The 18187-nt window shown below is 70.0% G+C and carries 14 protein-coding genes; 2 read left to right on the top strand and 12 right to left on the bottom strand.

Annotated elements, in window-relative coordinates; genetic code table 11:
- Positions 1-8 precede the first annotated feature (8 nt).
- Positions 9-1175, bottom strand: a complete 1167-nt coding sequence (locus B5F23_RS06710; RefSeq protein WP_087353036.1) for a homoserine dehydrogenase — start codon at positions 1173-1175, stop codon at positions 9-11.
- 105 nt (positions 1176-1280) lie between these two features.
- Here B5F23_RS06710 and thrC point away from each other — a divergent pair, with 105 nt between their 5' ends.
- Positions 1281-2765: a threonine synthase gene (gene thrC, locus B5F23_RS06705; protein ID WP_087353034.1), complete on the top strand. Its 1485-nt coding sequence runs from the start codon at positions 1281-1283 to the stop codon at positions 2763-2765.
- Positions 2762-3670, top strand: a complete 909-nt coding sequence (thrB, locus tag B5F23_RS06700; RefSeq protein WP_241145818.1) for a homoserine kinase — start codon at positions 2762-2764, stop codon at positions 3668-3670. The genes thrC and thrB overlap by 4 nt, the downstream gene beginning before the upstream one ends.
- 337 nt (positions 3671-4007) lie before the next feature.
- Here thrB and B5F23_RS06695 read toward each other — a convergent pair whose 3' ends face one another.
- From B5F23_RS06695 to B5F23_RS06650, 11 genes are all read right to left on the bottom strand, one after another.
- Positions 4008-5075 (bottom strand): hypothetical protein, encoded by a 1068-nt coding sequence (locus B5F23_RS06695; RefSeq protein ID WP_087353031.1) that lies wholly within the window; start codon positions 5073-5075, stop codon positions 4008-4010.
- Between the two features lie 558 nt (positions 5076-5633).
- Positions 5634-6344 carry an ABC transporter ATP-binding protein gene (locus tag B5F23_RS06690; protein WP_087353029.1) on the bottom strand — a complete coding sequence of 237 codons (711 nt, stop codon included), beginning with the start codon at positions 6342-6344 and terminating at the stop codon, positions 5634-5636.
- Entirely contained in the window at positions 6345-7199 is an 855-nt protein-coding gene (locus B5F23_RS06685; protein WP_087353026.1) for an ABC transporter ATP-binding protein, read from the bottom strand. It lies immediately after the preceding gene.
- Positions 7186-8358 (bottom strand): branched-chain amino acid ABC transporter permease, encoded by a 1173-nt coding sequence (locus B5F23_RS06680; RefSeq protein ID WP_087353164.1) that lies wholly within the window; start codon positions 8356-8358, stop codon positions 7186-7188. Before B5F23_RS06680 ends, B5F23_RS06685 begins: the two co-directional genes overlap by 14 nt.
- 11 nt (positions 8359-8369) lie before the next feature.
- Entirely contained in the window at positions 8370-9242 is an 873-nt protein-coding gene (locus B5F23_RS06675) for a branched-chain amino acid ABC transporter permease (RefSeq protein ID WP_087353162.1), read from the bottom strand.
- A gap of 124 nt (positions 9243-9366) precedes the next feature.
- A complete protein-coding gene (locus tag B5F23_RS06670; protein ID WP_087353024.1) occupies positions 9367-10557 on the bottom strand; it encodes an ABC transporter substrate-binding protein in 1191 nt (396 codons plus the stop codon).
- A 133-nt stretch (positions 10558-10690) separates the two neighbouring features.
- Positions 10691-11170, bottom strand: a complete 480-nt coding sequence (locus tag B5F23_RS09735) for a VanZ family protein (protein WP_158096140.1) — start codon at positions 11168-11170, stop codon at positions 10691-10693.
- On the bottom strand, positions 11167-12297 hold the full coding sequence (locus tag B5F23_RS09730; RefSeq protein ID WP_158096139.1) for a hypothetical protein: 1131 nt from the start codon (positions 12295-12297) through the stop codon (positions 11167-11169). Before B5F23_RS09730 ends, B5F23_RS09735 begins: the two co-directional genes overlap by 4 nt.
- Positions 12298-13008: 711 nt before the next feature.
- A complete protein-coding gene (gene rho, locus B5F23_RS06660; protein WP_087353019.1) occupies positions 13009-14925 on the bottom strand; it encodes a transcription termination factor Rho in 1917 nt (638 codons plus the stop codon).
- 210 nt (positions 14926-15135) lie between these two features.
- Positions 15136-15795 (bottom strand): MarR family transcriptional regulator, encoded by a 660-nt coding sequence (locus tag B5F23_RS06655; protein ID WP_241145816.1) that lies wholly within the window; start codon positions 15793-15795, stop codon positions 15136-15138.
- Between the two features lie 237 nt (positions 15796-16032).
- Positions 16033-17877, bottom strand: a complete 1845-nt coding sequence (locus B5F23_RS06650; RefSeq protein ID WP_087353014.1) for an arginine--tRNA ligase — start codon at positions 17875-17877, stop codon at positions 16033-16035.
- Between the last annotated feature and the right edge of the window lie 310 nt (positions 17878-18187).

Below are 18187 nucleotides of genomic sequence, written 5' to 3'. Positions count from 1 at the left end.
GCGGGAACCTAGCCTTCCTGGGTGGGTTCGGCCGTGCGGCCCTCGCCCGTCGGGGGGAGCGCGGCCATAAACGTGGTCGGGTCGGTCGCGAGCGCCTCGGCGAGAAGCGCGCGGGCGGCCTCGGCGGTGAGGCCGCGCACGACCACGGCGCCCTCCCCGAAGGGCTCGGCGTCGCCGAGAAGCGCCTCGGTGCGGTAGACGTAGTCGCCGCGCAGGAGCGCGGGGTCGTAGGCGAGCGGGCGCGAGAAGTCGTAGGTCGGGCGGCGCGCCCCGGTGGCGCAGTCGAGCACGTCCTGGACGATCGCGTTGCCGGTGGGCAGGCTGCCGGCACCCTGGCCGTAAAACTTGAGCTCGCCCACCGTCGTGGCGTCGAGCGTCACGAGGTTGAAGTTTGAGGGCACGCTGGCCTCGAGTGAGCCCGCCGCCACGGCGACCGGCTCCACCGCCGCCGCGTAGCGCTGCGCCTCGCGCACGCCGCGGCCCAAGAGCTTGACCGTGCGCCCGTGCGCGGCGAACAGGGCCAGGTCGGAGGCGCGCAGGTTGCGGATGCCGCTCGTGGGGAGGTTCTTCTCGCACGCCACGCCAAAGGCGACGGAGGCGGAGATGATGGTCTTGTTGAGCACGTCGAGACCGTCGACGTCGGCGGAGGGGTCGCGCTCGGCGTAGCCCAGGCGCTGCGCCTCGGCGAGCACCTCGGCGAAGTCCGCGCCGTCGCGGCGCATGGCGTCGACGATGTAGTTGGTCGTCCCGTTCATGATGCCCGAGAAGGACGTGACCTCGTCGACGCGACGGACCTTCTCGACGCCCGCGATCCACGGGATGCCGCCGCCGACCGCCGCCTCGAGGTACAGGCCCACGCCGTGCGCCGCGGCGGCGCGCGCGAGCTCGCCGAAGTGGGCCGCCACCACGGCCTTGTTGGAGGTCACGACGTGGCGGCCGGACTCGAGCGCGGCCATGAGGTAGGTATGCGCGGGCTCGATGCCGCCCATGCACTCCACCACGAGCTCGACCTGCTCGTCGGCCAGGATGTCGTCGAAGCTCGCGGTCATGCGGGGGTCGGTGAGGCGGTCGGGGAGCTCGAGGATGCGGGCGACCTCAAGCGAGGGAACGCGCGCAGAGATGATCTCGTCCACGCCGCGGCCCACCGTGCCGTAGCCGAGAAGGGCGATCTTCATGTGCGTCCAATCTTTCGAGTGTGTGTCCGGCGCGCGCTCGGGCGCGGGCGGCGGCTATGATTGCATCAGAGATCAGCATACCTGCCCCGGACGCAAGGAGCTACCGTGACCACGTTCTACCACAGCACGCGCTCTTCGGAGGATTCCGTAACAAGCAAGCAAGCAATTCTCGCCGGCATCGCGCCGGACGGGGGCCTCTACGTCTGCGACGCGCTCGGCGAGAAGCCCCTCGACCTCGCCGGCGTGTGCGCCCAGGGCTTCCACGACACGGCGCGCCTCGTGCTGGGCACGCTGCTGGGCGACTACGCAGACGACGAGGTCGCCGCCTGCGTGGAGGGGGCCTATGGGGCGCAGTGGGACACCCCGGCCGTGTGCCCGCTCACCCCGCTCGGGACCGACTGGCTGCTCGAGCTCTACCACGGCCCCACCTGCGCCTTCAAGGACGTGGCCCTGCAGATGCTCCCGCGCCTCATGAGCGTCGCGCGCGGCGGCGACGGCCGCAAGATCATGATCGTCACCGCGACCTCGGGCGACACCGGCAAGGCGGCGCTCGACGGCTTCGCGGGCGTGGAGGGCACGGGCGTCACCGTCTTCTACCCGCACGGCAAGGTCTCCGACATCCAGCGCCTCCAGATGGTGACCCAGCTCGGCGGCAACGTCGCGGTGTGCGCGGTGCGCGGCACCTTCGACGACTGCCAGGGCGAGGTCAAGCGCATCTTCGCCGACCGCGCGCTCGCGGAGCGGCTCGCGGGCCGCGGCGTTGCGCTCTCGAGCGCCAACTCCATCAACGTCGGCCGGCTCGCCCCGCAGGTCACCTACTACTTCGACGCCTACGCCCAGCTCGTGCGGCGCTCCGCGGTCAGGCTCGGCGACGAGGTGACGTTCTGCGTCCCCACGGGCAACTTCGGCGACGTCCTCGCCGGCTACTTCGCCAAGAGGCTCGGCCTGCCCGTGCGCCGGCTCGTGGTGGCCTCCAACGCAAACGACGTGCTCACGGACTTCCTCACCACCGGGACCTACGACCGCCGCCGCGACTTCCACAAGACCATCTCGCCCTCGATGGACATCCTCGTCTCCTCCAACCTCGAGCGGCTGCTGTACTACGCCTCCGACGGGGACTGCGAGCTCGTCTCCTCGCTCATGCGCGACCTCGCCGAGAAGGGCGTCTACACGGTGCCCCCGCGCGTCATGGACGAGATCCGCTCGACCTTCTCCTGCGGACGCGCCGACGACGCCCAGACCCGCGAGACCATCCGCCAGACGTGGGAGGAGCTCGACGTGGTCATCGACCCGCACACCGCGGTCGCGAAGCACGTGCTCGACGGCGTGGAGCCGGACGGCACGGAGCGCGTGTGCCTCTCCACCGCGAGCCCCTACAAGTTCTCCGCCGACGTGCTGCAGGCGCTCGGCGAGGTCACCGACGGCATGAACGGCTTCGCCTGCATGGACGCGCTCGAGCGGCTCTCGGGCACGGCCGCCCCGGAGCAGCTCTCCGGCCTGCGCGCGGGCGAGGTCGTCCACGACGACGTCTGCGACCGCGAGCGCATGGGCGCCTTCGTCGAGGGCGCGTGCGCGCGGGTGTTCCTGTGATCGGCGCCGACGGGCGCGAGCGCCCCATGGTCATCGTGCGCGTGCCGGCCACGAGCGCAAACGTGGGCGTGGGCTTCGACTGCCTGGGGCTCGCGCTCGACCTCACCGCGACCTTCCTCGTGACGCCCGCGGAGCGCCTCGAGGTGGTGGGGTGCGAGGAGCGCTTCCGCGGCGAGGACAACCTCGTGTGGACGAGCTACCTCGACGCCTGCCGCGAGCTCGGGACGGACCCGGTGCCGCTGCACATCACGATCCTCTCCCCCATCCCGCTCTCGGGCGGCCTGGGCTCGAGCTCGGCCTGCGTGATCGCGGGCATCGGTGCGGCGATGGCGCTCAGCCCCGAGGGGTTCGACCGCACGCGCGCGCTCGAGCTCGCCGTGCGCCTCGAGGGACACCCCGACAACGTGGCGCCGGCCCTTCTCGGCGGGCTCGTGAGCTCGTTCGTGGACGGGGGCACGACCACCTCGACGCGCATGGACGTGGCGGGCAACCTGCGCTTCGTCGCGGTGGCGCCCCCCTACGAGGTGCGCACCGCCGACGCGCGGCGCGTGCTGCCGACCGAGGTGTCCCGCGAGACGGCCGTGTGGCAGATGGGCCGCTGCGTGGCCGTGGTGCGCGCGCTCGAGACCGGCGACGCCGCGCTTCTCGCCGCCGCGTGCCACGACCGGCTGCACGAGCCGTACCGCGCCCCGCTCATCGCCGACTACGACGCCCTACGCGAGGCGGCCGTCGATGCCGGGGCCTGCGCGTTCATGATCTCCGGGTCCGGCTCCACGATGCTCGCCGTCGCCGACGGCGACGAGGCGGCCGCGCGCGTGGCGGCCGCGCTCGGGAGGACGTGCCCCGGCTACTGGCTGCAGACCCTCCCCGCCAACACCCTCGGCACGACCGTCGAGGTCCACTAGCCGCCGCGCTTCTCGCCCGCGCTTCTCCCCCGCGCGCGGTCGGGACGGCATCCCTGTCGCGACAGCGCCCCACCCCGGCGCAAACCGGGTGCGGTTGGGTGCCATCCTTGATGTGCGATCGTCCTTCGCATCAAGGATGGCACCCAACCGGGCCGCTTTTGTGGCAGAAGCGCCCCCGGAAAGCCGATGCGGGCCCATCCCCTGGCAAGGGGCATCAAGGATGCCACCCAACCGCGCGGGGTTCGTGACGGATTCGCGCCGGCGAGAAGCGCGACGGGGGCGAGACGCCCAATCGCCCCGGTTTCGCGGCATCCGCCCCACCGGCGCCGCGCCGGCCCTAGCGTCCCTCGAGCTCGAGCAGCAGCTTGCGGCGCAGACGCATCTGACGGGTCCGCACGTCTGCGTCCGGCTCGCGCCAGCGCAGCCCGAGCGTCCGGTAGAGGGACTTCGCCACCTCCTCCATGAGGTCCTGGCGTCCGAGCATCGTGCGGTCCACCCTGACCACGACCCGGTCGTCGGCACCGAGCACGTTTCCCTTGCGCAGGTCGTACGTGTGGCGCGTGCGTAGCTTGTGCTGGGAGCCCTGGTACTCGAGGGCCACGCGCGCCCCGTCCCAGCTCACGTCGCAGACGAATGAGCCCATGCCAAAGAGGTCGGCTGCAGTCCGGCTCAGCCGGACGACGGCGTTGAGCCGGCCGGGCGGCAGCCCGAACCCGCCCAGCCTCCTCGGCGAGAAGAGCACCTCGGAGACGACCGCCTCCTCGGGCGAGGCCGCGCCGTCACGCACGCGCTCCAGGGCCCGGCGCGCGCGACGAAGCCCCGGGGGCATCCCCTCCCCCCGCTCCCGGCGCACCCGCTCGAGGCGGTCGAGGTAGTCCGCGATCCGGGCGCGCGAGGTGAGCGCGGGGCAGTTGCAGAAACCCGGGCCGGCCGCGTCGCGCGCGAAGAGGCCGCAGACCTCGTACCCGTAGGCGACGAGCAGGTCCTCGTCAAGCGAGCGCGCGAGCTGCAGGAACGTGAGCTCGGGCGAGGCCAGCTGGACCCCCTCGCCCAGGAGGCGAAACGAGCCGGCGGGATAGCTCCCCGTCACGAGATGCAGCCGGGCGCCCCGGACGCAATGGCGGCCCGACTGCCGCGACACGCACGCGTCGACCTCGGGCCCCAGCCCCGGGTAGGCGTCACGCAGGGCGAGAAGCGCGCGGGCGCGCACGCTCCCCGGAACCGAGGTGATCCTCGTGCGCGAGGGAAGCGACCTCAGGTCGATGCCCGCGCCGTCCTCGAAAAGGATTCTCACGAGCAGCGGGGCCCGGCCCTCCGACGCCTCGTTGTCCCCCGCGACCGCATGACCCACCTCCCGCCACAGGGCACGTGCGCTCTCGAATCCCACACACAGCCTCTCGCCCACGTCCGGCTCCTCTCCCTCGGTTGCGCGAACGATAGGGCCTTTTGCCGATCCGCGCGGACGGAGTCAGCCGATAGATTCGTGCAAGCGTGCTGGAAGATTGCGTCTTGGCAGCTCAAGGGCCGCGCGCCCGTCACTTGCGCATCATTGTCTCAATCTCTATTTTGATGTCTCTAACTTCTTCACGATAAGAACACGACGAGGGGCGGGTCGGCCGCGCGCCACGAAACCGGGGCGATTGGGCGTCTTGCCCCCGTCGCGCTTCTCGCCGGAGCGAATCCGTCACGAACCCCGCGCGGTTGGGTGGCATCCTTGATGCCCGTCACGGCCCCAAATCCCCTCGCGGCGGCAGCGCGACCGTTCCTGCCACGAAACGGCCGCGACTGGGTGGCATCCTTGATGCGGGGAACGGCCGCATATCAAGGATGCCACCCAACCGCACCCGGTTTGCGCCGGGACACGCACGCCCGGACCGGCGAGAAGAACCTCGCGCACAAAAGAGGCGGCGGACCCGGGAGGAGGTCCGCCGCCAACGACGAGGGGGCTGCCGCGCCGCGGCGGCTAGCCGCCCAGGTACGCCTTCCTCACGTCGTCGTCCACGAGCAGGTCGGCGCCCGTGCCCGTCTTCTTGATCGTGCCGATCTCGAGCACGTAGGCGCGGTCGGCCACGGAGAGCGCCATGTTGGCGTTCTGCTCCACGAGCAGGATCGTGGTCCCCGAGGCGTTGAGCTGCTTGACGATCTCGAAGATCTCCTGGACCAGGATTGGCGCGAGGCCCATCGAGGGCTCGTCGAGCATGAGCAGCCGCGGCCGACTCATGAGGGCGCGCCCCATCGCGAGCATCTGCTGCTCGCCGCCGGAGAGCGTGCCGGCGATCTGGCCGCGGCGCTCCTTGAGCCGCGGGAAGTGCGCGTAGACCCGCTCGAGCGTCTCGCGGTTCTCGGCGTCCGAGCGCGTGTAGCCGCCCATCTCGAGGTTCTCGGCCACGGTCATCTGCGTGAAGACGCGCCTACCCTCGGGACAGAGCGCCAGGCCGCGCTGGAGGACCTTGTGCGCGGGCACGCCCACCAGCGAGGTGCCCTCGAGCTCGACCGAGCCCGACTCGGGCTTGATGAGCCCCGCGACGGTGTTGAGCGTCGTGGACTTTCCCGCGCCGTTGGCGCCGATGAGCGTCACGATCTCGCCCTCGTTGATGTCGAACGAGATGCCGCGCACCGCCTTGATTGCCCCGTAGGAGACGTGCAGGTCGCGCACGGAGAGCAGCGCCGCCATCTACTTCACCTCCTGTTTGCCGAGATAGGCCTCGATCACGCGCGGGTCGTTCTGGATCTGCTCGGGCGTCCCCTTGGCGATGATCTTGCCGTAGTCGAGCACGCCCACGACCTCGCACACGCCCATAACGAGCGACATGTCGTGCTCGATGAGCAGAATCGCGATCTGGAACTCATCGCGGATCTTCTGGATGTTCTCCATGAGCTCCTCGGTCTCGGCCGGGTTCATGCCGGCCGCTGGCTCGTCGAGCAGCAGCACCTTCGGGCTCGTGGCGAGCGCGCGCAGGATCTCGAGGCGGCGCTGGGCGCCGTAGGGAAGGTTGCCCGCCATCGTGTCCGCGTAGCGGCGCATCCCGAAGATGTCGAGAAGCTCGAGGGCGCGCTCGCGGTACTCCGCCTCCTGCCGCCAGTGGCTCGGCAGGCGCAGCATGTCGGCCAGGAGGTGCGTCCTCATCGAGTTGCCAAACCCCACGAGCACGTTCTGCTCGACCGTCATCTTGGAGAAGAGGCGGATGTTCTGGAACGTGCGGGCGATGCCCATGCGGTTGACCTCAGCCACGGACTTGCCCGCCGTGTCGTAGCCGTCGACGAGCACGGTGCCGCGCGTGGGCTTGTAGACGTTGGTGAGCAGGTTGAAGATCGTGGTCTTGCCCGCCCCGTTGGGGCCGATGAGGCCGGAGATCTCGGTCCTGCCCATGGCGATGTTGAAGTCGTCCACGGCGGTAAGGCCGCCGAAGTCGATGCCCAGGTGCTCGGCCTGGAGCACCGGGATGGTACCGAGGTCGCGCTCGGGAATCAGGTTGGGCGTCTCGACCTGTACGAGCACGCTGCGGCGCTTCTTCTTATCGGCCGGCATCGGCGCTCACCCCCTCTGCTTCCGCGTCCTTCTCGGCGTCCCCGCCCCTGCCCTTCCCCCACGGGAAGTCACGGTTCATCACGCGCTCGATGACGCGCGACAGCGAGAAGTCGTAGCTGCCGAGAAGGCCCTGCGGCCGGAAGATCATCACGAGGACGAGCACGACGGCGTAGGCGATCATGCGGTAGTCCGAGAACGCGCGCAGGGCCTCGGGCAGGATCGTGAGGACGGTGGCGGAGAGCACCGAGCCGAGCATCGAGCCCATGCCGCCGAGGACCACCATGACGAGAATCTCGATCGACTGCATGAAGCCGAAGTTGGCCGGCTGGAGGACGCCCACGCACCCCGCGTAGAGCCCGCCGGCGACGCCGGCGAAAAACGCCGAGACGACGAAGGCGAGCGTCTTGTAGTAGGTCGTGTTGACGCCCGTCGCCTCGGCTGCGATCTCGTTGTCGCGGATGGCCAGGATCGCGCGGCCGTGACGCGACTTCATCATCGTATGGACGAGGAAGCACACGACCGCCACGGCGAGAAACACGTTCAGGAAGTTAGAGTAGCTGGGTATGCCCGTGAGGCCGGCGGCGCCGCGCGTGAGCTCGAAGCCGAGCACGTCGTCGATGTTGAGCATGACCACGCGGATGATCTCGGCGAAGGCGAGCGTGATGATAGCGAGGTAGTCGCCCTTGAGGCGCAGCGCGGGGATGCCGATGATGACGCCCGCGACCGCGGCGCAGATGCCGCCGAAGACCACGCCGGCGAAGACGACGAGCGCGACCATGGGTCCCCCGGCGACGATGTCGCGCGCGCCGATGCCGAGCGCCTCGCTCAGGTGCATGACGAAGATCGCGCAGCCGTACGCGCCGACCGACATGAAGCCCGCGTGCCCGAGGGGAAGCTGCCCCAGGTAGCCCGTGGCGATGTTGAGCGAGACGGCCATGATGATGTAGACGCCGACCTGCTGGAGGACGGAGGTCTGGTAGCGCGTGATGGCGCCGCCGTCGACCATGAGCTCCCCCACCACGAGAACCACGAGCACGAGCAGCGCGTTGATGGCGTAGCGCACGGGCATGGGCAGGGTCCGCCTCTTCCCGTCCTGGGCGCCACCGCGCCCTCCCATGGAGATGATGGGGCGCCTCTTGGCCATGAGCTCCTCTTCCATGCTCACACCCCCTAGACCTTCTCGCTCATGGTGCGGCCGAAGATGCCGGTGGGTCGCACGATGAGGACGACGATGAGCAGCAGGAACACGACCGCGTCACGCCAGACGGACAGGCCGATGGCCGAGACGAAGACCTCGGCGAAGCCCACCAGCATGGCGCCGACCACGGCTCCGGGAATCGACCCGATGCCGCCGAGCACCGCCGCGACGAAGGCCTTGGTGCCGAGCATCATTCCCATCGTGGGCGTTGCCTGTGGGTACGCCATGACGTAGAGCACGGCACCGATGCCGGCGAGGGCGGAGCCGACGGCGAAGGTGAAGGTGATTGTGTTGTTGACGTTGACCCCCATGAGGCGCGCAGCGCCCATGTCCTCCGACACCGCGCGCATGGCCTTGCCGAGCTTGGTCTTCTGGACGAGGAACGTCAGGACGATCGTGGACGCCGCGGTGACGAGCACCGTGACGAGCGCGACGAAGGAGAGGGAGAGCCCCCCGACCTGAATGTTCGAGACCGGCGCGAACGAGGGGACCACCTTGGCGTCGGCCCCGAAGACGAGCTGGGCGCCGTTCTCGAGGAAGTAGGAGACGCCGATGGCGGTGATGAGCACCGAGAGTCGCGGGGCGTTTCTCAGCGGGGCGTAGGCGACCTTGTCGATGAGAACGCCGAGCGCCGTGCACCCGAGCACGGCGAGCAGCATCGCGATCACCGGGTTGAGCCCGAGCTGCGCGAGAATGATCCACAGAATGTAGGCACCAGCCATGATGATGTCGCCGTGGGCGAAGTTGAGCAGCAAGATGATGCCGTACACCATCGTGTAGCCCAGGGCGACGAGTGCGTAGATGCTACCGAGCTGCAGGCCGTTCAGGACCTGCGAGACTATCAGCGCGACGCCGTCCACAACATCACTCCTCTCGTGAACGGGGGCGTGCGCGGAGACACGCCCCCTAAGACTGCGAAAAGGGGCACCGAGCACGAGCCCGGTGCCCCGGACGAGGCTGGATGGCGCGTTACGCGGACGCGTCGATGGTCTCGAAGACCTCCTCGGAGCCATCCTCGGCGAAGGTGAGGACCAGGGAGGACTTGACCGGGTCGCCGGTGCCGTCGTAGGCGATCGTGCCGGTGACGCCCTCGACCGAGCCGGAGGCGATGCCGTCGATCACGGCCTGGAGGTACTCGTCGGAGCCGGCCTCGAGCCCGGCTTCCTCGGCGGCCGCGATGCCGCCGGCGAGGACCATGGCGGCGTCATAGCCGAGCGCGCAGAAGTTGGTCGGCGTCTCGCCGTAGGCCTCCTCGTAGTCGGCCGTGAATTGCGCCGCAAGACCCTCGGTATTGGCCGAGGAGAACGCGCAGCAGTAGTAGCAGTTCTGCAGGTCCTCGGCGGAGGCGTAGTCGGCGACGCCCGACCAGCCGTCGACGCCCAGGATCACGCCGGTGTAGCCCTGCTGGCGGGCCTGGGTGACGATGAGGCCGTCGTCCTCGTAGTAGTTGGGGGCGAGAATCGCATCGGGGTTCGTGGCGATGATGGTGGTGAGCTGGGAGTTGAAGTCAACGTCGCCGGCGGAGTAGGACTGCTCGGTGGTGATGGTGATGCCGAGCGCCTGGGCCTCCTCGACGAAGGCGTTGTTGACGCCCTCGTTGTAGTCGTCGCCCTTGAGGTAGAGGGTGCCGACGTTCTTGTAACCCTGCTCGTTGGCAAAGGCGGCCATGATGCGGCCCTGCTCGGGGTCGGTGACGCAGGCGCGGAACGTGTTGTCGCCGTAGGTGACGATCTCGGCCGCCGTGGCGGACGGGGTCACGCAGGGCATGTTGTCGTTCACGGACTGCTGGGCGACGGCGGTGGTGGGGCCGGTGGTGACGTCACCGACGATGCCCACGACACCCTGCTCGACGAGCAGGTTGTAGGCGGTCACGGCCTGGGTGGGGTCGCCCTGCTCGTCCTCGACGAGGTACTCGACCTGCTTGCCGTTGATGCCGCCGTCGGCGTTGAGCTGGTCGAAGTAAAGCTGGGCACCGTTGCGGCAGGCGATGCCGTAGTTGGCGACGTCGCCGGTGTGCGGGCCGAGGATGCCCACCTTGATGGTGCTGCCGTCGCTGGAGGCGTCGCCGCCGCCGTCGCCGCTGCAGCCCGCGAGGCCAAGGCCCGCCGCGAGCACCGCAGAGCCCTGCAGGAAGTTGCGCCTCGATACGTTCTCGAACATGATTGACTCCTCCCGTCGCTTTTCTCGGTTCTCGGTGAAAGCGTGTGGCTACCGTACGCCCTCGGGCAGGCGCGGGTAAGCGATGTGGAGGATTTGTTAACCGAGCCGTGACGCTGCTAACAGCCCAGAAACATTAGCGCGCCCGCAGGCGGGCCACCGCGCGCGTGAGCGCCCATGCGGCCAGGGCGCCGGCGAGCAGCCCGCAGAGGTCTATGAGGACGTCGGTCGGCTGCCCGGAGCGACCGGGAACGCGCAGCTGGATGCACTCGTCCGCCACGGGAACGAGCGCGACGAGAAGAGCGCGGGGCAGCGGCGCCTCGCCCTTCTCGCGCAGGCGCGCGCGGAAGAGGCCGTGCGCCAGGACGCCGAGGACCGCGTACTCCGAGAAGTGTGCGCACTTGCGCACGATGAGCGACATGAGGTCGACGTCGGTGACGCCGAGGGCCTCGAACAGGGGCCGCAGCAGGGCGACGACCGCCCCGCTCTCCAGCGATGAGGCCGGCCCCTGGACGAGGGAGTGCCCCCAGACGAGGGCCACCCAGCACAGGAGCGCCACGAGCCAGCGTCGCGAGGCGCCGCCGCGCGCCGGGGCGCACGCCCTCGGGGACCTCACGCCTCGGCCGCCTCGACGCCGGAGAAGTGCCTGCCCACGTAGCCGCGACGGCTGGGCGCGGAGGGGTCGGCGAGGTGGCGCGAGGTCGCCTGCGTGCCACCCTCCAGCACGCGCAGGAAGCGGCGCGAGCTGCGGCGGGCGGCCGTCGAGGAGTTCTTGGAGAACTCGTCCTCGATGAGGTAGTCGACGTAGGAGTCGGTGTCGACGACCTCGGGGTGGCCGGCCGGCGTCTTGAACGGGATGAAGGAGGTGTCGGGCTCGAGGTTGTCGGGCTCGTCGAGCGTGTCCGCGTCGCCCACGCTGTCGAGGAAGGGGGTCTGGACGGGCGCCTCGGCGGCGATCTTCTCGTCGAGCGAGCGCAGCGCGGCCTCCCAGTCGTCCCTCACGTCGAGGTCGTCGACGGTGCGCCGCTCGGGGTAGGCGCCCTCGTCGACGAGCGCGACGCGCCTCGATATGCCCTCGGCGCGGCGGGCGGCCGCGGCGAGGCGCTCCTCATCGGTGGCGGAGAAGTCCGAGGGGATGGCGACGGTGCCCTCCTCGGCGAAGCCGGAGTCCCTGATGATGGCGTCGGCGCCCACGGCGCGCGTCCACCACGATGTGCCGACGTCGCCCACGGAGCCGTCGGCACGCTCGATCACGGGGACGCCCTCCATCATGGAGGCCCCCATGCGCTCGCGCAGCGTCGCGGCCACGCCCTCGGCGCGGCGCGCCATCCGCGCGCGGAAGCTCGCGCGGCGCGCGTAGTTCTCGGCGATCTGCTCGTAGCTGCTCGCGGCGTGGCTGGGACCGTGCGGCTCCTGGCCCCCACCCCCCTGCCCGTCCTGGGGCTCGGCCTGCTCGCGCAGGTGGCGCGGGCGGTACGCGGGCGCGGGCGGGTCGCCCGCCGGGCCGGACCCGCCGCGGCGCTCGGCACGCTCCGAGGCGCGGTGCGCGACGGCGAAGGTCGTCGCGGCGAAGGCGGTGGCGAGCACGCCCCCGGCGACGCCGGCGGCGAAAGCGAGGGAGGGAGACTCGAAGGTCGCGTCGATGGCCTCCGCGAGGGAGGCTGCGCGCGCGGTGACCGGCACGAGGAGCGTGGAGACGCCCAGCAGCCCGGCGCGCACGGCGGGGTTCCTTCTCTGCATCATATGTCCCGCTCCTCCCAGAGCCAGGAAGACGAGACGAGCTTCAAACCACGAGATTGCGCCCCCGGGAAGGGGACGGATTCGGCGTCAACGGCTTGGGCTTCGTTTCATCTTCGTGTACCGTGACCTGTCCATGTGCGGACAGCTTTGAATATAACCGCTTTGTACCCGGGCGCGCAAGTGAGTACGACCCCAATCGGCACCCGTTCTCGGCGCCCGGCCGCCCGGTCCCGCCGTTCTTCTCGCCGCGCCGTTCTTCTCGCCCCGGTCGCCCGGGCTGTCGCGTCCGCGCGTCGGCCCGCGTGCGCCGCGTGGTCCGCGTCCGCCGCGTGGTCCGTTTTGGCACAAACCCCCTGCGATTGGGTGTCAAGTTTGATGCGAAAGTAAGATGGGGACCACGATTACGTTCGATTGAACGTAATCTGTCGCTATTTAGCTTCGATTGACTATAAATCAATTTCTCATATAAAGAGACGCACCCAATCGCAGGGATTTTGCGCGGCCACGGGGGTTAGCGCGGCCGCGGGGGTTGGCGCAGCCACGGGGCTTTGAGTGACCACGGGGTCTTGCGCGACCACGGGGCCGAGGGATCGGGAGGGCCGCCCAGCCGCAGGGGGTTAGCGCGGCGAGAAGAACCTCGCGGCGCGCCTCTCACACAAGAGGCCCGCCGCGTCACGGGACGCGGCGGGCTCGGACGCGCGATGGCGGGCGGCGCTAGGCGATGTAGCCCGTCTGCGAGGCCTTCTTGGCGCTCTTGATGAGGAAGTCGGTGTTGGAGTCGGTCTCCTTGAGGCCGCGCACGAGCGCGTTCGCGGCGCGCTCGACGTTGTTCATGTTGGCAAGCACGCGCCTCAGGCCCCAGACGAGCGGCTGGAACTCCGCGGAGATGAGCAGGTCCTCGTTTCTCGTGCCCGAGGAGACCGGGTCGATGGCCGGGAAGATGCGCTTGTCGGCCAGGTCGCGGTCGAGCTTGAGCTCCATGTTGCCGGTACCCTTGAACTCCTCGAAGATGACCTCGTCCATCTTGGAGCCGGTGTCGACGAGCGCGGAGGCGATGATCGTGAGGGAGCCGCCGTTCTCGATGTTGCGCGCGGCGCCGAGGAACTTCTTCGGCGGGTAGAGCGCGGCGGAGTCGACGCCGCCCGAGAGGATGCGCCCGCTCGCGGGCTGCGCGAGGTTGTAGGCGCGCGCGAGGCGCGTGATGGAGTCGAGAACCACCACGACGTCCTCGCCGAGCTCCACGAGGCGCTTGGCGTGCTCGATCACGAGCTCGGCGACGTGGGTGTGGTTGTCGGCCGGCATGTCGAAGGTCGAGGCGACGACCTCGCCGCGGATGGAACGCTCCATGTCGGTGACCTCCTCGGGGCGCTCGTCGACGAGCAGGCAGAAGAGGTGCACCTCGGGGTTGTTGGCGGCGATGGACTGGCAGATCTTCTTGAGGACCGTGGTCTTGCCCGCCTTGGGCGGAGAGACGATGAGTCCGCGCTGGCCCTTGCCGATCGGGGACACCAGGTCGATGGCCCGACCGGTGATGGAGCCCTTGCCGCACTCCATGACCAGGCGCTCGTTGGGATAGACCGGGGTGAGGTCGCGGAAGCGCGGGCGGGCCTTGAGGTTCTCGGGCGGCCTCCCGTTGACGGAGGTCACGCTCTGGAGGGGCGGGTACTTGCTGCCCGCGCGGCCCGGCCCCACGGTGCCCGCCACGCGGTCTCCCGGCCGCAGGCCGAGCGAGCGGATGAGCTGCTGGTGCACGAAGGCGTCGTCGTCGCCCTCCATGTAGTTGCCGGTCCGGACCCAGCCGTAGCCCTCGTTGCCGATCTCGAGGATGCCGTCGGCGGTCCTGAAGCCCTCGGCCCGGGCCGCGGCCTCGAAGACAGCCTCGACGAGGTCGCCCTTGCGCACGCCGGCGTAGTCGATGCCGAGCTCGGAGGCCTTGGCCCTCAGCTCCGCGACCTTCATCGCGGAGAGCTCGTCGCGGGAGAGCGTGGGCTCGGCGACGACGTCCTGCCGGCGGTTGCGGCGACGGTCGCGACCGTTCTGGCGACGGCCCTGCCCCTGCTGCTGCCCCGCCGCGCCGCTCGCGTGGTCACCGGGGTGGCGGCGCTTGCGCCCGGGGCGCTGCTCGCCCTTCTCGCCCTTGTCGCCCTGCTCGCCGAGCTGATCGCGCTCCTGCTCGGCGGGGGCGGGCTCGGGGGCGAGCGTCTGCGCGGGGGCGTCACCGGGCTCGGAGCTCGCCACGGTCGCCTCCTGCGTCATGCGCGTCATCTCATCTTGGGCGTCGGCTGCCTTGCGCGAGCGGCCGCGACGGCGACGGGGCGCGGCCTCCTGCGGCGCGGCCTCTGCCGCCGGGGCGTCGGGGTGCGCAGGGGTCGCCTCGACGGCGGGCGCTACGGCCTCGGGCGCGGCGACCTCGGCGGCGACGGCCTCGGACTTGCGCGGGCGGCCGCGACGGCGCTTGGGCGGCCAGGGCTCGCCCGCCGCCTCCGCGGCGGCGCGGGCGGCGGCCTCGGCGGCGCGGGCGGCCTCCATCTCGGCCTTCGTGCGGCGCTTGCGGCGCGGCTTGGGCTGGGCCTCTGCCTCGGGCGCGCTGGCTGCCTCGGCGGCGGGTGCGGAAGTCACATCATCCGACATATGTCTACCTCTCGTTTGTCCTTGCCGCGCACGCGCTCACGACCGCTCTCCCGCGAGGCGGGAGGGGCGTTTTGTGGCACGGCATGAGGGAGCAAAGGTGCTCATATAAGAACATAGGCAGTCTCGCCGGGACCCGCCCGCGAGACTGCCTATGCATTCTACCACGTATCTGGCCCGGCTGCAGCCGGGAGGGCCGCCGCGGGAGGCGAGCTAGCTCGTCGCGCGAAGCTTGCGACGGACGACGAGCGCCTCGATCTTCTCGGCAAGCTCCTTGGCGCACTCGACGCCCTCCGGGGTGAGCGAGACGCTCGTGGTGTGGCTGCCGTCCGCCTCGTGGCTGCGCTCGACCAGGCCGCGCTCGCCGAGGGAGGCCACGGACATGGAGACCGTGGGCTGCAGCAGGCCGAGCGCGTCGACGATCTGCATGATGGTGAGCGCGTCGGCCTCGGCCGCGTACAGGCCGAGCAGCACGAGGTCGCCCGCCTTGCAGAAGAGGGCGCCCATGGCGTCGGCGTACTTCACGATGCGCTCGGGCGAGGTGCGGGAGAGCGCCTTGCCCGTGGGGATCTGGGCGCGCGTGAGCGACGCGAGCTCGGCGACGCGCTCGCGACCGGCCTCGGAGATGGAGCAGACCACGTTGCGGCGGTCGACCTCGCCCTCGGCGCGCTCGATGAGGCCGAGGCCGGAGAGGTGGTTGGTGCGGTGCGTCATCGTCGGCCGCAGGGCGCCCTGGTACTCGGCGATGGCCGACGTCTTAATCGGCTCCTCCGCCTCGGAGAGACGGCAGAGGATGGCGAACTCCTCGAAGGTCAGGCGGTCCTTAGCCTCAACCATCTGACGCACCGTGTTGTATGCCCTTCTGACGGACATGAATTCCTTGAGGTCCACTGCCCCTGCCCCTGTCTATTGTCTGAGTGAATGAGCTCCAGCAAGCCAGCCCCGTAAGGCTGCTTCCTTTATAGGCCCGCAGTATACACAAGTTGAACTGTTGCGAGACCGCGATTTGAGGAGGTCTCAAATCTTTTTTAAAGAACGAACACAGTTGGCCGGAACCCGTGGGCCCCACGTCGCCGCGCGGGGGCCGCTCGGCCCCCGGCGGCGCGAGGACTACATGCTCTGGGGGGCGGAGACGCCGACGAGCCCGAGCGTGAGGGCGAGCACGCGGCGCGTGGCGTCGCACGCGGCGAGGCGCGCGCGGGAGAGGGCTTCGTCCATCGGGCGGCCCTTGCCGGGGAGCACCTGGCAGGCGGCGTAGAACGAGTGGAACTCGCCAGCGAGCTCCTCGGCGTAGTGCGTGAGGCGGAACGGCGCGCGGTCGCGTGCGCAGCTCTCCACCAGGCCCGGGAGCTCGGAGAGCTTGCGGGCGAGCGCGGCCTCGGAGGCGTCGGTGAGCAGGCCCAGGTCGTAGCCCTCGCCCACGGCGCGCGCGGCCACCTCGTCCATGCCGAGCGCCTCGGCCTCCTCGAGCGTGACGCCCGCGCCGCGGCGCAGGATCGAGCAGATGCGCGCGTGCGCGTACTGCACGTAGTAGACAGGGTTGGTGTTGTCCTGGCGCTTGGCCTGCTCGATGTCGAAGTCGATCATCTGGTTGGAGCTCTTGGAGATGAGCGTGTAGCGCGTGGCGTCGGCGCCCACCTCGGCGAGGAGCTCGTCGAAGGTGACCATCGTGCCCTTGCGCTTGGACATGCGCACCGGCGCCCCGTCGCGCAGCAGGTTCACGAGCTGGCCGAGAAGGACCTCGAACTGCGTGGGGTAGCCCAGGGCGTCGCAGGCGGACTGCACGCGCTGGATGTAGCCGTGGTGGTCTGCGCCCCAGATGTCGATCACGTGGTCGACGCGCTGGAACTTGTTCCAGTGGTAGGCCACGTCGGAGGCGAAGTAGGTGTACTCGCCGTTGGTCTTGATGAGCACGCGGTCCTTGTCGTCGCCGAACGCGGTGGAGCGGAACCACAGCGCGCCCGCCTCGTCGCGGTAGAGGTGGCCGAGCTCGTCGAGCTTGGCCAGGGCGCGGTCGACCGCGGAGGTGCCGGACTCGTCCTTCTCGTAGAGGCTGCGCTCGGAGAACCACACGTCGAAGTCGCAGCGGGCCTCGTGGCAGGTGTCGCGGATGGAGTCGAGCATCCAGAGGTAGGCGCGCTCGCGGAAGGTGGCCATGCGCTCCTCCTCGGCCTCGCCGGCGTGGGCGTCGCCGTCCTCCTCCACGAAGCGCACGGCGAGGTCGACGATGTAGTCACCGCCGTAGGCGTTGCCGCCCAGCGCCTCGTTGAAGGCGTCGGTGAGCGGGTGAGTCTCGGGGCGGCAGTCGCCCTCGTCGGCCACGAACGCCTCGCGGTCGGCGAGAAGCACCTCGCGCGCGGCGGGCAGCTCGCAGCCGCGCTCGGCCATCACGGCGAGCAGCTGCTGGTAGCGCATGGAGATGGAGTGCCCGAAGACGTCCATCTGCGAGCCGTGGTCGTTGATGTAGTACTCGCGCTCGACCTCGTAGCCCGCGTGCTCCATCACGCGGCACAGCGAGTCGCCGAGCGCCGCCCAGCGGCCGTGGCCGATGTGCAGCGGGCCCACGGGGTTGGCGGAGACGAACTCCACCTGGACCTTCTCGCCGGCGCCGAAGTCCGAGCGGGCGTAGTCGGCGCCCTGCTCGCGCACCGTGCGGAAGACCTCGTTTGCCGAGGCGGTGGCGAGGTAGAAGTTGATGAAGCCCGGGCCGGCGATCTCGACGCGCTCGACCGAGGGGTCATCGGCGAGGTGCGCGGCGATGGCCTCGGCGATCTGGCGCGGCGCGCGGCGGGCGAGCTTGGCCGAGCGCAGGGCGACCGTGGAGCTCCAGTCGCCGTTCGCCGGGTCGGCGGGACGCTCGAAGCCGAGGTCGCCGACCTCAAAGGGAGGCAGCTCACCGGCCTCCTGTGCGGCGGCGATGGCGGCGCGGACGAGCTCGGCGATCTTCTCGGGCATGGTCTCTCCTTCTGCGCGCCCCGCGCGGCGGCAGGCGCGACGTCTGGCTGATCTTGGTGGTGGTGACCAAAGAAGTGTAGCAAATGGCGCGCGCCACCACCCCCGACGTCAGGTTCTTCTCGCCACGCGCACGGACGCGGGCCCCTCTCGCCGCGCGGCGCCACCCCGGATGCAGGTCCTTCTCGCCGCGCACGGGCGCGGGCCCCTTTCGCCACGAAGTCCGGGCGATTGGGCGGCATGTTTGATGCTCTCGAATCGCAAGGAGTATTTTTACGTTTGAATGGTCATTAGATGGTTCGTTTTATGAACG

This window comes from Olsenella sp. An188 (genome assembly GCF_002160255.1).
Taxonomy (GTDB): Bacteria; Actinomycetota; Coriobacteriia; order Coriobacteriales; family Atopobiaceae; genus Thermophilibacter; species Thermophilibacter avistercoris.
Note: the sequence above shows the minus strand (reverse complement) of the source record. Positions and strands in the feature narration are given on the sequence as shown.

What these genes read in the sequence shown, in the direction of transcription:
- B5F23_RS06710 (WP_087353036.1), bottom strand. Translation starts at nt 1,175, where the DNA reads ATGAAGATCGCCCTTCTCGGCTACGGCACGGTGGGCCGCGGCGTGGAC.
- B5F23_RS06690 (WP_087353029.1), bottom strand. Translation starts at nt 6,344, where the DNA reads ATGGCGGCGCTGCTCTCCGTGCGCGACCTGCACGTCTCCTACGGGGCA.
- B5F23_RS06685 (WP_087353026.1), bottom strand. Translation starts at nt 7,199, where the DNA reads ATGCCGGCCGATAAGAAGAAGCGCCGCAGCGTGCTCGTACAGGTCGAG.
- B5F23_RS06680 (WP_087353164.1), bottom strand. Translation starts at nt 8,358, where the DNA reads ATGGAAGAGGAGCTCATGGCCAAGAGGCGCCCCATCATCTCCATGGGA.
- B5F23_RS06670 (WP_087353024.1), bottom strand. Translation starts at nt 10,557, where the DNA reads ATGTTCGAGAACGTATCGAGGCGCAACTTCCTGCAGGGCTCTGCGGTG.
- B5F23_RS09730 (WP_158096139.1), bottom strand. Translation starts at nt 12,297, where the DNA reads ATGATGCAGAGAAGGAACCCCGCCGTGCGCGCCGGGCTGCTGGGCGTC.
- rho (WP_087353019.1), bottom strand. Translation starts at nt 14,925, where the DNA reads ATGTCGGATGATGTGACTTCCGCACCCGCCGCCGAGGCAGCCAGCGCG.
- B5F23_RS06655 (WP_241145816.1), bottom strand. Translation starts at nt 15,795, where the DNA reads ATGTCCGTCAGAAGGGCATACAACACGGTGCGTCAGATGGTTGAGGCT.
- B5F23_RS06650 (WP_087353014.1), bottom strand. Translation starts at nt 17,877, where the DNA reads ATGCCCGAGAAGATCGCCGAGCTCGTCCGCGCCGCCATCGCCGCCGCA.